This is a genomic window from Streptomyces aureus, assembly GCF_001418135.1.
GTDB classification, from domain to species: Bacteria; Actinomycetota; Actinomycetes; order Streptomycetales; family Streptomycetaceae; genus Streptomyces; species Streptomyces aureus_A.
The window spans coordinates 1-14,164 of record NZ_LIPQ01000300.1 but is presented as its reverse complement, the minus strand read 5'-3'; the positions used below and the strand labels follow the sequence as shown (position 1 = coordinate 14,164).

Sequence of the window (14,164 nt, the reverse complement as noted above, 5' to 3'; positions counted from 1 at the left end):
CGCGGGGCCAGGGTCCCCGGCCGCGTCCTCACCGCGCGGCTGTGCGCGGTGGCGGCGGCCGGGCTGTACGGCTGCTCCGACTCGGGCCCGCCGGAGCCGGCCCCCACGCCGACGCCCGCGCCTGTCACGCCGACGCCCACCCCCACGACACCCGCGCCCGCCACGACGACACCCGCCCCGAGCGGCCTCTCGCCCTTCACCGGGCTGCCGGCACGGTCCGGTCCCGTCCTCGCCGTCAAGATCGACAACGTGGTCGCGGCCCGCCCCCACACCGGGCTCGGCGCCGCCGATCTCGTCTACGTCGAACAGGTCGAGGGCGGTGCCACCCGGCTCCTCGCCGTGTACTCCTCCCGCCTTCCCGAGCTGGTCGGACCCGTCCGCAGCGCCCGCGAGTCCGACATAGAGCTGCTCGGTGCCTTCGGCCGGCCCGTCCTCGCCTACTCCGGGGCGCAGTCCGCCCTGAACCCGCTGCTGAGTGCCGCGCCGCTCCACCCCGTCACCGAGACCACCGGCCCCGGCGCCTTCCGGCGCTCCCCGGACCGTGCCGCCCCGCACAACCTCTACCTGCGCCCCGAGCGGGCCCTCGCCACCGTCCAGGAGCCCCAGAACGCCCGGGACATCGGCTTCCGCTTCGGCCCCGCCCCGGAGGGCGGCAGCCCGGTCGACTCCGAGACCGTCCGCTACCCGGCGGCCCGCTACACCTTCACCTGGTCCGCTTCCGACCGGACCTGGCGGGTGGCGATGGACGGCCGCGCGGCCCGCGCCACCGACACGGGAGCCCTCGCCCCGTCGACCGTGGTCGTCCAGCGCGTCGCCGTCCGCTCCTCCGCCTTCCGCGACGTCACCGGCGCGGTCTCCCCGTACACCGAGACCGTCGGGAGCGGCACCGCGCTCGTCCTGCGCGACGGGCGCGCGCACGAGGCCCGCTGGTCCCGTACGTCGGCGACGTCGGGCACCACGTTCACGACCCCGGCCGGCAAGCCGCTCGCCTTCGCACCGGGACAGGTCTGGGTGGTCCTCGCGCCGCGGAGCTGAGTGCGCGGCGGATGGATCCGGCCGGCTCAGGGGCTCGCCGGGCCCGGACCCGCCGGCGGTCGGCGGCGCGGGCCGGCCGGGGTCGCGCCGTCCGACGCGGCCAGGCCGATCGTCGCCACCATGAGCACCACCGAGCCGAACCAGAGCCAGCCGCTGCTGCCGAGCGCCACCGTGTAGGCCGTCGTGAGCACCACCGCGGCGCAGGTCAGCACCGCCATCGTCTTCGTGCCACCGGACATCAGTCCGCCCTCCTCCCGACCGAGGTCGTGGAAGCCGTCCAGCCCATCGTGACCCCCCGAGAGGGGCGCGCGCTACTCCCCGGACGCTCCGGCGTGCGCCGGAAACGGAACCGGGCCCGGCGCCGGACCCCGTACGAGGTCCCGCGCCGGGCCCGGAAGGGGGCCGCTCACCGCACGCCGATCGTCACCGCCGGGTCTGGAGCGAGGCGAGGTACGCGTTGTACGCCTCCAGCTCCTTGTCCCCGTCCCGGTCGGCGGCCCGGTCCTGGCGAACCGCCTGCCGCTGCTCGGAGTGGTACCACTGGTAGACCAGCGCGATCAGCACCAGCACCGACGGGATCTCGCTGAACGCCCAGGCGATGCCGCCCGCCGCGTTCTGGTCGGAGAGCGCGTCGATCCCCAGCGAGGCCGGCGGATTCTCGTACGCCTTGACCATCGGCTCCGAGGCCATCATCAGCGCGATGCCGAAGAAGGCGTGGAACGGCATGCCCGCGAACAGCTCCAGCATCCGCATCACATAACCCGGACGGTGCGGGCCCGGGTCGACGCCCATGATCGGCCAGAAGAAGACCACGCCCACCATCAGGAAGTGGACCATCATCCCGATGTGGCCCGGCTTCGAGCCCATCAGGAAGTCGAAGAGCGGCGTGAAGTAGAGCGCGTACAGGCTCGCGATGAACATCGGGATCGTGAAGCCGGGGTGGGTGATCACCTTCATGTACCGGCTGTGCAGCAGCTTCAGAAGCAGCTCGCGCGGCCCCGTCGAGCCCCGGCCCGCCACCGGCAGCGCCCGCAGGGCCAGCGTCACCGGCGCGCCGAGCAGCAGCAGGATCGGCGACAGCATGGAGACCACCATGTGCTGCACCATGTGCACGCTGAACATGACCATGCCGTAGTCGTTGAGCTTGGTGCACATGACGAGCGCGACGGTCAGCACGCCGACCGTGAAGAACACCGTCCGGCTCACCGGCCACGCGTCCCCGCGCCGCCGCAGCCGCGCCACGCCCCAGCCGTACAGACCGAGCGCCGCGAGGCAGCCGATCAGGAAGAAGAGGTCGGGAGAGAACTCCAGGCCCCGTCCCAGCGTGAACGGCGGCAGATCCGTGGTCATGCCGTGCCCGCTGTGATCCATCGTGTGCACTCCTGGAGCCCGATTCGCGCTTGTTGTCCGCACCAGACTAGAACCGCCCCCGGCCGCGACTGCGACCGGGGGCGGTGTCACGCGAAGGCGTCCGTGCCGACGTGCGTCAGATCACGCACTCGGCCTCGGCGTAGCGGTCGGCGGGGACCGTCTTGAGGCTCTCCACGGCCTGGGCCAGCGGGACCATCGTGATGTCCGTGCCGCGCAGGGCCGTCAGCATGCCGAACTCGCCGCGGTGCGCCGCCTCGACCGCGTGCCAGCCGAAGCGGGTCGCGAGGACACGGTCGTACGCGGTGGGGGTGCCGCCGCGCTGGACGTGACCCAGGATCACCGGACGGGCCTCCTTGCCGAGGCGCCGCTCCAGCTCCACGGAGAGCTGGTTGGCGATCCCGGTGAAGCGCTCGTGGCCGTAGATGTCGGTGCCGGCGGTCTTGAAGTCCATCGAGCCCTCGCGCGGCTTCGCTCCCTCGGCGACCACCACGATCGCGAACCGCTTGCCGGCCTCGAAGCGCTCGCCGACCCGGGCGGTCAGCTCGTCGATGTCGAAGGGCCGCTCGGGGACGACCACCGCGTGCGCGCCGGCGGCCATGCCGGAGTGCAGCGCTATCCAGCCGGTGTGACGGCCCATGACCTCGACGACGAGGACGCGCTGGTGTGACTCGGCGGTGGTCTTCAGCCGGTCGAGGGCCTCGGTGGCGACGGTCACGGCCGTGTCGAAGCCGAAGGTGACGTCGGTGGAGGCGATGTCGTTGTCGATCGTCTTCGGGACACCGACGATCGGGAGACCCGCTTCGGAGAGCAGGTTCGCCGCCTTGAGGGTGCCCTCGCCGCCGATCGGGATGATCGCGTCGAGCCCCAGGTCGGCCACATGGCCACGGGCGCGCTCGACGCCGTCGACCAGGTGCGCGGGCTGGACCCGCGAGGAGCCGAGGATGGTGCCGCCGCGGGCCAGGATGCCGCCCACCGCCTCGAGATCGAGCTTGCGGTAGTCGCACTCCAGGAGGCCCTTCCACCCGTCGTGGAAGCCGATGACCTCGTCGCCGTGGTCGACGACGGCGCGGTGCACGACGGAACGGATGACAGCGTTCAGACCGGGGCAGTCTCCGCCGGAGGTGAGCACGCCAATGCGCATAGCCCAAAAACCTTTGCAACGTGGGCCGACTCCCGGACCACGTCGTCCGGCTGGATCCCCGCCACCCTATCGCCGCAGGGTGGCGGGGCCGAACCGGATGTCCGCACAGTGGACAACGTACGTTCGTACGAGGGACCAACAACGGCGCGGTGTTGCCCCCCGGCCCGTCCGGGACGGGCCGTGCGACCCTACGCGGGCTGCGTCGCGGCCGCGATGCGCTCGGCGCGCAGCGCCTCGTACCAGCGGTCGTCGGTCGGCGGCAGCGCGTTCACGTCGAGGGCCAGCTTCAGGAGCAGGTCCGCGATCTGCGGGTTGCGGGCCATGACGGGGCCGTGCATGTACGTACCGAAGACGGTGTCGTTGTACGCGCCCTCGGTGCCGTCGCCGGTCCCGTTGCCCTTGCCGAACACCGTCCGCGCGAACGGCCGGGCCGTCGGGCCGAGATGGGTGATGCCCTGGTGGTTCTCGAAGCCCGTCAGCTGGGGCAGGCCGAGCCGCGGGTCGATGTCCCCGAGGACGTCGCCGACGCACCGCTCGCCCTCGCCGCGGGTCGTGGTGACGTCGAGCAGGCCGAGGCCCGGCTGCCGCTCGCCGACGTCGTTGATGAACTCGTGCCCCAGGATCTGGTAGCCGGCGCAGACCGAGAAGATGATCGCGCCGTTGGAGGCGGCCCGGGACAGGCCGCCGTCGCGGAGCAGCCGCTCCGCCGCGAGCCGCTGCGGGCGGTCCTCGCCGCCGCCGATCAGATAGATGTCGCCCGAGGTCGGCACCGGCTGGTCGCTGCGGACGTCGACGCGCTCGACGTTGAGTCCGCGCTGGAGGGCGCGGCGCTCGACGACGAGGACGTTGCCCTGGTCGCCGTAGGTGCTGAGCAGGTCCGGGTAGACCCAGACCAGGCGCAGGCTGCTGTCACTCATGCTGCAAGTCCTCTACGGGTCAGTTGCCGACGCGGCGGCGGACGTCCTGGAAGGCGGTGTAGTTGGCGATCAGCTCGATCTGCCCGGGCGGGGCCATCGCGACGGCCTCGTCCAGCGTCTCGCAGACGCGGAAGTCCACACCCGCGACCTCCAGGCGGACGGCGAGGTCCAGCCGGCGGTCGCCGATCACCATGATCGGGTGTCCGGCGAGCCGGCCGTAGTCCACGTCCCACAGCCAGGAGGTGTCCGTGCCGTCGGCGCCGCGCGCGTTGACGGAGAGGATCACCGGGGCGGGCGGCCCGTCGATGAGGGAAAACGTTTCGAGCCAGCCCGCCGGGTTCTTCGCGAGCAGCAGTCGCAGCTCACGGCCCTGGAAGGAGACCACGTCGTAGCGTCCGGCGACGGCCTGGACCTGGTACATGCGCTCCAGGGCCACCTGCGGCGGCACTCCGAAGACGGCGGCGACGGCGGCCGAGGTCGCGGCGTTCGCCTTGTTGGCGCGGCCGGGCAGCTGGAGCCGGATCGGCCAGGCCGAACCGTGCGGGTCGAGCACGTGGTCGCCGCTGAGCGCCCAGCTGGGCGCGGGACGGCGGAAGCCGCACTCGCCGCAGAACCAGTCGTCGCCCGGACGCTGCATCACACCGCCGCAGGCGGGGCACGACCAGGCGTCGTCCTTCCACTCCTGGCCGGCGGCGACCCACACCACGTTCGGCGAGGAGGAGGCGGCCCACACGATGAGCGGGTCGTCGGCGTTCGCGACGACGACGGCCTTCGTGCCGTTGAGGCCCTCGCGCCACTTCTCGGCGAGCATCCGGGTCTCGGCGGCGCGGTCGAGCTGGTCGCGGGAGAGGTTGAGCAGCGCGATGACCTTGGGCGTGGTGTCGCGGGCGACGCCGGCCAGGTACTTCTCGTCGACCTCGATGACGCCGTACTTGGAGTCCGACCCACCGGCGAGCGCCGAGGTGATGCCGGCGGGCATGTTGGCGCCGAGGGCGTTCGAGACGACGGGGCCGGCCGCGCGCAGGGCCTCCGCGATCAGCCGGGTCGTCGTCGTCTTGCCGTTGGTCGCCGACACCAGGACGACGTCCAGATGCTGCGCGAGCCGGCCCAGGAGGTCGGGGTCGAGCTTCAGCGCCACCTTGCCGCCGATCACCGACCCGCTGCCGCGTCCCGCCGCACGCGACACCGCGGCCGCGGCCCTGCCCGCCGTCACGGCCAGCTTGGCGCGCGGCGACAGCGGCTCTGGATTACCGGGGTGTCCTGACATCGTTCTTGTTCCTCCTTGCGTCGGTCCGGGCTCAGCCTATCGAGATCCGGCCAGCAGCCCGAACAGCGGCACCACCGAGCGGCCGCGCGAAACAGCCAGGTCACGCGGACCGTACCCTTACCGCCATGCGAAACCGCCCCATCCCCGGCAGTTCCGGCCACGTCCGAGCGATGACCCTGCTCGGCGACCCCGTGCTGCACACGCCCTGCGCGCCCGTCACCGACTTCGGGCCCGAACTCGCCCGGCTCGTCGAGGACATGTTCGCCACGATGTACGCGGCGAACGGCGTCGGCCTGGCGGCGAACCAGGTGGGCGTGGGCCTGCGGGTCTTCGTGTACGACTGCCCCGACGACGAGGAGACCCGCCACCTGGGACATGTCGTGAACCCGCGCCTGGTGGAGGCGGACGGCGAGGTGTTCCGGGGTCCCGAGGGCTGCCTCTCGCTGCCGGGCCTGGAGGCTCCGACGCCCCGTCACGACCGCGCGGTGGTCGAGGGCGTACGGCTGGACGGGACGCCGGTACGGGTGGAGGGCACGGGTTTCTTCGCCCGCTGCCTCCAGCACGAGGCCGACCATCTGGACGGCGGGGTCTACGCGGACCACGTGACGGGGTGGCGCAAGTCACGTCTGATCCGCGCGATCCGCAAGCAGCCGTGGGGGAGCGGGGCCGCGGTACTGGAGGGCTGACGAGGGCCGGGGGGCCGAGACCGGGGGCCGAGAGGCCCGGAGGCCTCCAGGGGTTCCCCGGGCCCGGAAGCCTGACGGTGCCGGGCCTGGAGGGCCGGGGGTGCCGGGCCCGGAGCTCCGAGGGTGCCGGGCGCCGGGGCCGAGGGCGCCGGGGCCCGGCGGACCCGGAGCTGCCGCTAGAAGCCCGGTCCGCCGGGGAGGTCCGGTGCCTGCGCGAGGCGGCCCCACAGGAGGTCGGCCAGGCTGCGGACGAGGTCGGCGCGCGAGCAGGGGCGCTCGCCGAGCCACCAGTCGCCGGCCGCGTGCATCATGCCGACGATGCCGTGCCCCCAGATCCGGGCCTGGGCGTCGGCGCCGGGGCCGAGGTCGACGCGCTCGGCGATGACCTGGCCGAGCTCCTCGCCCATCCGCCGGAGCAGCGGCGCGGAGTGGCGGCCGACGTCGAAGCCCTGCTCGGTCTGGTGCGACTCCTCCGCCGGATGCATGAGGAAGCGGTAGACCTGGGGCAGCGCCTCGATCGAGGCGAGGTAGGTGTCGAGGGTGGATTCGACGCGGCGGCGGCGGTCGGACGGCGCGTCGAGCGCGGCCCGCAGGGCGGCGAGGAGGGCGTCCGTGTGCCGGGTGGCGAGGGCGCGGTAGAGGCCGCCCTTGTCGCCGAAGTGGCGGTAGAGGATCGGCTTGGTGATGCCCGCCTCCGCCGCGATCGCGTTCATGGACGCCTTGGGGCCGTCCCGCAGCACCACCCGGTCCGCCGCCTCCAGCAGTTCGCGTCGCCGCTGTTCGGCGGGCGTCTGCTGGTCGGTGGTCCGGTGTGCGATGTCCATAAGCGTGTCTCCCCGCCCGTGCGATTCGTGAGGCTGTCGCAACGTAACACCCGGCCGGTGTCCGCTGCCGGTCGGGCCGAACCGCTCCACCGCAGGTTGACAGCCCATACCCACCGGTAACAGACTGGTGTTACCGCAAGTAACGTACAGCTGGGAGGGAATATGGGCGAGTTCACGCTCGATCTCAACGATGACCAGAAGCAGGTCCGCGACTGGCTCCACGGCTTCGCCGCCGATGTGATGCGCCCCGCGGCCGCCGAATGGGACGAGCGTGAGGAGACTCCCTGGCCGATCATCCAGGAAGCGGCCAAGATCGGCATCTACTCGCTCGATTTCTATGCCCAGCAGTTCTTCGACCCGACCGGTCTCGGCATCCCCATGGCGATGGAGGAGCTCTTCTGGGGCGACGCCGGAATCGCGCTCTCCATCGTCGGCACGGGCCTCGCCGCCGTCGGCGTCCTCGCCAACGGCACCGAGGAGCAGATCGGCACCTGGGTCCCGCAGATGTACGGCGACGCGAACGACGTCAAGGTCGCCGCGTTCTGCTCGTCCGAGCCCGACGCGGGCTCGGACGTCGCCGCGATGCGTACCCGCGCGGTGTACGACGAGGCCACCGACGAGTGGGTGCTCAACGGCACCAAGACCTGGGCGACCAACGGCGGCATCGCCAACGTCCACGTCGTCGTCGCGGTCGTCGACCCCGCGCTCGGCTCGAAGGGCCACGCCTCCTTCATCGTGCCGCCGAACACCCCCGGTCTCTCCCAGGGCCAGAAGTTCCAGAAGCACGGCATCCGCGCCTCCCACACCGCCGAGGTCGTCCTTGAGGACGTCCGCGTCCCCGGCCACTGCCTGCTCGGTGGCAAGGAGAAGCTGGACGAGCGCCTGGCCCGGGCCCGCGAGAAGGCCCAGGCCGGCGGCGAGCGCGTGAAGAACGCCGCCATGGCCACCTTCGAGGCCTCCCGCCCCGCGGTCGGCGCCATGGCCGTCGGCACGGCCCGCGCAGCGTACGAGGTCGCCCTCGACTACGCCAGGACCCGCGTCCAGTTCGGCCGCCCGATCATCGAGAACCAGGGCGTCGCCTTCCAGCTCGCCGACATGGCCACCCAGATCGACGCGGCCCGCCTGCTGGTCTGGCGCGCCTCCTGGATGGCGACGGCCGGCAAGCCCTTCACGGCGGCCGAGGGCTCCATGTCCAAGCTGTACGCGAGCGAGGTCGCCAAGAAGGTCACGGCCCAGGCCATCCAGATCCTCGGCGGCAACGGCTACACCCGCGAGTACCCGGTGGAGCGCATGCACCGCGACGCGGCCATCTACACGATCTTCGAAGGCACCAGCGAGATCCAGCGCATGGTGATCAGCCGGGCCATCGCGAAGTAACCGGGCCGAGGCCGGGACTCGCCGCAGGTCGCGCAGATGAAGAGCGCCGAAAGAGAGGCCCGACTACCGCGCCGAGTGGCGGCCGTGGCTCAGGCGGCGAGCCCCTGCTCGGCGTGCGTCGCCTCGGCCCACGCTGTCACAAGTACCTGATAGATCCGTTGCTCGTCGGCCGTAAGGGAGCGCTGCTGCTCGCCGGCGCGCATCCACAACGTGCGAATGGCGTTGTTCAGGGCTTCGGGGCCAGGGGTCTCTCTGTGGTGATGGGACATGCGTCCAAGGTAAGGGCCGGGTCCGACAAAGCGGGCACTGTCCGGGCGTGCGTTGCGCCACGCTCTCCGTTCCGGCCGCACTCGTGACACCCACCGCACGGAGAGTCAGCCGCTACGCCCCCTCCCGGCGGCGCACCATCTCGTTGATCCAGGCGGGCGCGAACGGGGAGGTGCAGCCCGGGGGCGTCGGGTAGTCCTTGAGCACCCCCAGGCGCTCACCGATGTCCAGCGCCCGGGCGCGGTGCTCGGGGTGCTCGATCCCGATCTGGGCCAGACAGTGGTTCATCGCCCACTGCAGGCGGTCCGGGGCGTCCTTCATCTCCGCCTCGACGACGTCGAGCAGTGCGTCGAGGTCGAGACCGTCGGGCTTCTTCGCGACCCGCTCGGTGGTCAGGGCCCAGCCGGCGCTCGCGACCACCGGATCCGGGTCGGCCGTCCACGCCAGGCGCAGCTCCTCGGCGTGGGGGCTCTTCTTCACCACGTAGTTCACGAGCCAGTCGTGCACCTTGGGCGTGCGCGCCCCGCGGAGCATGGCGTCCAGCTCGTCCCGCCCGAAGGCCTTCGGGCGGCAGATCAGCAGCGCAAGGAGCCGAGCCGCGCCGTCGCCCGTCTCCCAGAGCCGCTCCGCGAGGTCCTGCTGCGTCTTGAGCCGCTTCGCGAGCGCGCGCAGCCTGCCGAGGTTCACACCGTGGTCGTCACCGTGTCTCTCGTTCACCGCGCGCGCCTTCGGGTCCTCCAGCGCGGCCAGCTCGGCCATCACCTCGGCCACCGTCGTCTCGGCCACCTCGGTCTCCTGTTCCTCGTCGTGCCGGGCGGGACGTCAGACGAGACAGAACTCGTTCCCCTCGGGGTCCTGGAGGACCACCGCGTAGTAGTCCATGCCGTTCGGCTCGTCCATCGTGTACAGGATCGTCGCTCCGAGGGCCGTGAGCCGCGTCACCTCGCTGTCCACCCGCTCGCGGCGCACGGCGAGCGGCACCCCGCGGCCGCCGCCGACCTTCAGGTCCAGGTGGACGCGGTTCTTGACCGTCTTCGGCTCCGGGACGTGCTGGAACCAGACCCGGGGGCCCACGCCCTTCGGGTCCACGATGGACTCCGGGAGCTCCCCGGTGCCCTCGCCCAGCTCGTCCTCGGGGACACCGATCGCCTCCCAGTACGCCCGCCAGGTGGCGTGGCCCTCGGGCGGCGGATCGGGGACGTAGCGCAGGGCCTCCAGCCAGAACGGCACCAGGCGCTGCGGGTCCGCGCAGTCGATGGTCAGTTGCAGGGTCATCTCGGGTCGCTCCATGCGGCGAGCCTCTCAGACACCACTGACAGACGCCCGGATCGCGCCAACAGGCCAGATTCGGTCCGCCGTTCGAGGATCCCTACCCGTGAGTCACCTCCTGCGGGACAATCACCCGTCAGGCGACGATCGAGGGGAACCGTTCATGGCCATCACCACTGGCACCGAGGCGCCCGAACTCGCGGGACTTCCGCTGCTCGGCTCCATGTTCGACCTCAAGAACGACTCCCTGGGCACCTTCCTCCGCGCCCGCCGCGACCACGGCGACGTCGTACGGATCACGGCCGGCCCGCCCGGGATCCGCGCCACCGTCTACGGAGTCTTCTCCGCCGAGGGCGCCCAGCAGGTCCTCGCCGGGGAGTCGGCCAACTTCCGCAAGGACAACGCCTTCTACCAGGAGGTCCGCGAGTCCTTCGGCAACGGGCTGCTCACCAGCCAGGACGAGGACTATCTCCGCCAGCGCCGGCTCGTCCAGCCCCTCTTCACCCGCCGCCGGGTCGACAGCTACGCCGCCGCCATCGCCGCCGAGGTCACCACCCTCGCCGAGGAGTGGCGGGAGGCCGGTGCCGCGTCCGTCGACGTCCTCCAGGACATGGCCCGCCTCGCCCTGCGCGCCGTCGCCCGCATCCTCTTCGGCACGGACGTCGACGCGGCCGTCGAGATCGTCGAGAACAGCTTCCCCGACGTCGGCGCCTACGTCCTGCGCCGCGGCTACTCCCCGCTCAACGTTCCCCGCGACTGGCCCACCCCCGGCAACCGCCGCGCCGCCGCCGTCCACCAGGCGCTGTACGAGGTCTGCGACCGCATCATCGCCGAGCGTCGCGGCTCCGGCCGGGCCCCCGGCGACGGCCAGGACCTGCTGACCCTCCTCGTCGAGGCCGAGAGCGCCGAGGACGGCAGCTTCGACGCGACCGAGCTGCGCGAGCAGGTCCTCGTCTTCCTGCTCGCCGGCCACGAGACCACCGCCACCTCCCTCGGCTTCGCCCTCCACCTCCTCGCCCTGCACCCGGAGGAGCGGAAGCGGGCCCACGAGGAGGTCGACCGGGTCCTCGCCGGCCGCACACCCGGCGCCGGGGACCTCGACGCCCTGCCGTACGTCACCCGGGTCCTCAAGGAGGCCATGCGGCTCTTCCCGGCCGCCCCGGTCATCGGGCGCCGCGCCGTCGCCGCCACCCGGATCGGCGGTGTCGCCATCCCGGCCGGAGCGGACGTCATCGTCGCCCCCTGGGTCACCCACCGCCACCCGGACTACTGGGAGGACGCGGAGCGCTTCGACCCCGACCGCTTCACGCCCGAGGCGGAGGCCGCCCGCCCCCGCTACGCCTGGTTCCCCTTCGGCGGCGGCCCGCGTGCGTGCATCGGCCAGCACTTCTCGATGCTGGAGTCGGTGATCGCCCTGGCGATGATCCTCCAGCGGTACGACATGGAGGCCGTCGACACCGTGGTGCCGGTCGCGCCCGCGATCACCCTGCAGGCGGCCGGCCCGGCCCGCTGCCGCCTCACGCCCAGGACCGCGTAGGCGGGCGTCGAGACGGCCGACGCCACGACGACGCGAGGACGCGGACGCGGCCCGGCTCAGTCCGTCCGCTTCCCGCCGAGGTGGAGCGCGCGCAGGGCGGCTTCGAGGGCGAACCGGTGGTCGGGGTCGAGGAGCCGGTCGCCGAAGTGGCTGTCCAGGTTCCGCAGCCGGTAGCGGACCGTCTGGGCGTGCACGCCGAGCATCTCGCCGACCTGCTCGGCGGGCGCCCGGGTGGAGATGTGGACCCGCAGGGTCTCGATCAGCCGCTCGCGGCGGGTGCCGGACAGCTCGTCGAGCGGGGCGAGTTCGCGCTGGGCGAGCTGGGCCACCAGGGCCGGGTCGGACAGCAGCCACAACGTTGTCAGATGGTCCTCGCAGTGCACGAGGGGAGCGTCGGCGACGATGCCGTCGTCGATGAGCTGGAGGACGCGCCGGGCCCAGCGGATGGAGTGGGCGGCCTGCGCCGGCGGCACGGTCAGACCGACGACGGCGGAGGTGCCGGCCAGGGCGGAACCGAGCATCGCGAGGCGGTCGGCGGTCAGCGGGCCGGGGATGAGCAGATACGGCTGGGGAAGGCTGAGGTCGGCGAGGACGTCCCGGTCGAGACCCGCCTGGACGAGCTCGGCGAGCGGCGGGCGGAGGGCGACCAGGGTGCACTCGGCGGGGAGCTGCCAGGAGGCGTCCCGGCACAGCTCGGCGATCGTCGCCCGGGGCAGCGGTGGCCCGGCGACGACCAGGTGCAGTAACTGTCTTCGCACCGCGGCCACATCGGACACCGCGCGGGTCTGGACCATGACCCAGCCCTCGCGGGACAGTGCCTCCAGCTCGTCGACGTAGGCGAAGAGGGCGTCGGCGAAGGCGAGGATCAGGGTGGGGGAGAGGTTGTACGTACGTCCGATGATCTTGGCCCGGCGCAGTGCGACGCGCGCGCCCAGGCGGTAGGCGCCCAGTAACGTGTCGAGGTCGCGCCCCTCGTAGGCCTCCACCCGGCCGAACCTGCGGAGCAGTTCGTCCCTGAGGGCCGAGTTCGTTCCGGGGTCGGCGACCCGCTCCACGAAGGCGGCGAGAGCCTGTTCCACACCCTGGCGGATCGCGTCCGAGTGCGGCCCGTTGAAGAGATGGGCGTACACCGGGTAGGTCCGCTGGACCTCCATGCCGATCTCCTTGATGAGGCCGGGGATCTCCGGCCTCATCAGGGCGGCGAACTCCCTGGGGAGCGGTTCGAGCGGTTCACCGATGTCCGGCGGCTGGGTGATTGCGGGCATGAACCGATCCCTTGCTCTCCTACGCGACCGGTGGGGGAGCGACGGTGCGGATCCCAGCATGGCGTGGTGGGCGCCGCCGTGGTCGTCAGGTGCGTACCTGTGTGGACTGCTGAAGCTAAGTCAACTGCTGTGTGGTGTACACACGTTGAGCAAGAGTTGGCGTGCCGGAGTGGTACGCGCTTACCTAGTCGGCCGGGAATCGACCCTGGGTGGCTGCTACCGGACCGCCGAGTGCCAGTTCCGGGAGAGGACCTTGCCCGCGTCGGGGGCGGCGAGACCGGGGGCGAAGAGGCCCGTCAGGTGGGTCTGGGTGTTGTCGAGGGTGAGGCTGTTCTTGCCGGCGGGGGAGGGCAGCCCCGTCTTGAGGTTGACGGCGGCGTCGATCAGCCCGAACCAGCCGAGACCGCAGCCGCTGGCGCCGGGGACGGCGAAGGTCTTGTCGCTCTGGGTGGAGCCGAGGATGTTGAGGCGGCTCATGTCGCCCTCCTCGTTCGGGGAGCCGTCGCCGTTGAAGCGCTCCACGCCGAAGTCGGGCGACGTGAGGTTGCTCGGGCGCAGGATGATCGGGTTGGCCTTCGTCCCGATGTAGCAGTTGCTGCCCAGGAAGGGGTTCTCCAGGCGGATGCGGACCGGGATCGACACGATCGGCTTGTCGGTGAGGACGCCCGCGATCTGGTCGAAGTCCGAGGGGGTGCCGACCGACTCCATGGTGGCGGTGATCTTGTTCAGCCTGGCGTCGGTCAGCTGCCGGCAGATGTCGCTGATGAACGGGATGTCACTGGGACACATCAGACCGAGGAGGCCGCCGGGGACGGTGGCCGGTGCGGCGATGAGCGCGCCGCCGGCCGGGGCGGCGACGGTGCTGGTGCCGTCGGGGTTCTGGACGACGCCGATCTGGAGGTTGGTGCTCCCGGTCGTCACGGTGGTGTTGCCCAGCTTGATGGAGCCACTGGCGGAGGAGGACACGACGCACTGCGGTGACGTGTCGAGACCGTCCGAGGCGAGCATCGCCCCCGCGTCGACGGGGCAGCGGGTGGACGGCCCCCAGCTGCCGTTCAGCTGCGGGTTGCCGGCCGTCGCCGTCCCGATGGAGGCGAAGGCGCCGAGCGCCGTCAGGGCGGAGAGCGTGGCGAGGCGCGTGCGGGAGGAGACGAGGGGCATGACGATGCCTTTCGTTGAGGGGGCGCGGGGGTGGGAACGCGCGCGGG

The 14,164-nt window shown here is 72.1% G+C and carries 15 protein-coding genes; 4 read left to right on the top strand and 11 right to left on the bottom strand.

Going from position 1 to position 14,164, the window contains the following annotated elements:
- The coding region (locus tag AOK00_RS24230) for a DUF3048 domain-containing protein (protein ID WP_063886648.1) at positions 1-1,035 on the top strand (1,035 nt) is incomplete at its 5' end.
- A gap of 26 nt (positions 1,036-1,061) precedes the next feature.
- On the opposite strand, the gene AOK00_RS24225 is transcribed toward AOK00_RS24230, so the two are convergent.
- From AOK00_RS24225 to AOK00_RS24205, 5 genes are all read right to left on the bottom strand, one after another.
- Positions 1,062-1,274 carry a hypothetical protein gene (locus tag AOK00_RS24225; RefSeq protein ID WP_055602400.1) on the bottom strand — a complete coding sequence of 71 codons (213 nt, stop codon included), beginning with the start codon at positions 1,272-1,274 and terminating at the stop codon, positions 1,062-1,064.
- Positions 1,275-1,458: 184 nt separating this feature from the next.
- Entirely contained in the window at positions 1,459-2,406 is a 948-nt protein-coding gene (locus tag AOK00_RS24220) for a cytochrome c oxidase assembly protein (protein ID WP_055602399.1), read from the bottom strand.
- Positions 2,407-2,521: 115 nt separating this feature from the next.
- Positions 2,522-3,547 carry a 6-phosphofructokinase gene (locus AOK00_RS24215; RefSeq protein WP_030316712.1) on the bottom strand — a complete coding sequence of 342 codons (1,026 nt, stop codon included), beginning with the start codon at positions 3,545-3,547 and terminating at the stop codon, positions 2,522-2,524.
- Between the two features lie 188 nt (positions 3,548-3,735).
- Positions 3,736-4,464, bottom strand: coding sequence for a type 1 glutamine amidotransferase (locus AOK00_RS24210; RefSeq protein WP_055602398.1), 729 nt, complete (start codon positions 4,462-4,464; stop codon positions 3,736-3,738).
- 19 nt (positions 4,465-4,483) lie between these two features.
- Positions 4,484-5,731, bottom strand: a complete 1,248-nt coding sequence (locus AOK00_RS24205) for a Mur ligase family protein (protein ID WP_030316715.1) — start codon at positions 5,729-5,731, stop codon at positions 4,484-4,486.
- Between the two features lie 125 nt (positions 5,732-5,856).
- Here AOK00_RS24205 and def point away from each other — a divergent pair, with 125 nt between their 5' ends.
- The gene (gene def, locus AOK00_RS24200; protein WP_055602397.1) at positions 5,857-6,417 is read left to right on the top strand and encodes a peptide deformylase; all 561 of its coding nucleotides are present in this window, start codon (positions 5,857-5,859) and stop codon (positions 6,415-6,417) included.
- Between the two features lie 176 nt (positions 6,418-6,593).
- Here def and AOK00_RS24195 read toward each other — a convergent pair whose 3' ends face one another.
- Positions 6,594-7,241 (bottom strand): TetR family transcriptional regulator, encoded by a 648-nt coding sequence (locus tag AOK00_RS24195; RefSeq protein ID WP_055602396.1) that lies wholly within the window; start codon positions 7,239-7,241, stop codon positions 6,594-6,596.
- A gap of 162 nt (positions 7,242-7,403) precedes the next feature.
- Between AOK00_RS24195 and AOK00_RS24190 the strand changes: the two genes are divergently transcribed.
- Positions 7,404-8,618 carry an acyl-CoA dehydrogenase family protein gene (locus tag AOK00_RS24190; RefSeq protein ID WP_055602395.1) on the top strand — a complete coding sequence of 405 codons (1,215 nt, stop codon included), beginning with the start codon at positions 7,404-7,406 and terminating at the stop codon, positions 8,616-8,618.
- Positions 8,619-8,707: 89 nt separating this feature from the next.
- Here AOK00_RS24190 and AOK00_RS24185 read toward each other — a convergent pair whose 3' ends face one another.
- The 3 genes from AOK00_RS24185 to AOK00_RS24175 form a co-directional block, all read right to left on the bottom strand.
- Positions 8,708-8,887, bottom strand: coding sequence for a hypothetical protein (locus AOK00_RS24185; RefSeq protein ID WP_055602394.1), 180 nt, complete (start codon positions 8,885-8,887; stop codon positions 8,708-8,710).
- Positions 8,888-8,999: 112 nt separating this feature from the next.
- Positions 9,000-9,671 (bottom strand): DNA alkylation repair protein, encoded by a 672-nt coding sequence (locus tag AOK00_RS24180; RefSeq protein WP_055602393.1) that lies wholly within the window; start codon positions 9,669-9,671, stop codon positions 9,000-9,002.
- Positions 9,672-9,707: 36 nt separating this feature from the next.
- A complete protein-coding gene (locus AOK00_RS24175; RefSeq protein ID WP_055602392.1) occupies positions 9,708-10,175 on the bottom strand; it encodes a VOC family protein in 468 nt (155 codons plus the stop codon).
- 142 nt (positions 10,176-10,317) lie between these two features.
- Between AOK00_RS24175 and AOK00_RS24170 the strand changes: the two genes are divergently transcribed.
- Positions 10,318-11,691: a cytochrome P450 gene (locus AOK00_RS24170; protein WP_055602391.1), complete on the top strand. Its 1,374-nt coding sequence runs from the start codon at positions 10,318-10,320 to the stop codon at positions 11,689-11,691.
- 56 nt (positions 11,692-11,747) lie between these two features.
- Here the strand turns inward: AOK00_RS24170 and AOK00_RS24165 are convergent, their stop codons facing one another.
- Positions 11,748-12,956 (bottom strand): helix-turn-helix domain-containing protein, encoded by a 1,209-nt coding sequence (locus tag AOK00_RS24165; RefSeq protein WP_055602390.1) that lies wholly within the window; start codon positions 12,954-12,956, stop codon positions 11,748-11,750.
- Positions 12,957-13,172: 216 nt separating this feature from the next.
- Positions 13,173-14,117 (bottom strand): hypothetical protein, encoded by a 945-nt coding sequence (locus AOK00_RS24160; protein ID WP_055602389.1) that lies wholly within the window; start codon positions 14,115-14,117, stop codon positions 13,173-13,175.
- Positions 14,118-14,164 lie beyond the last annotated feature (47 nt).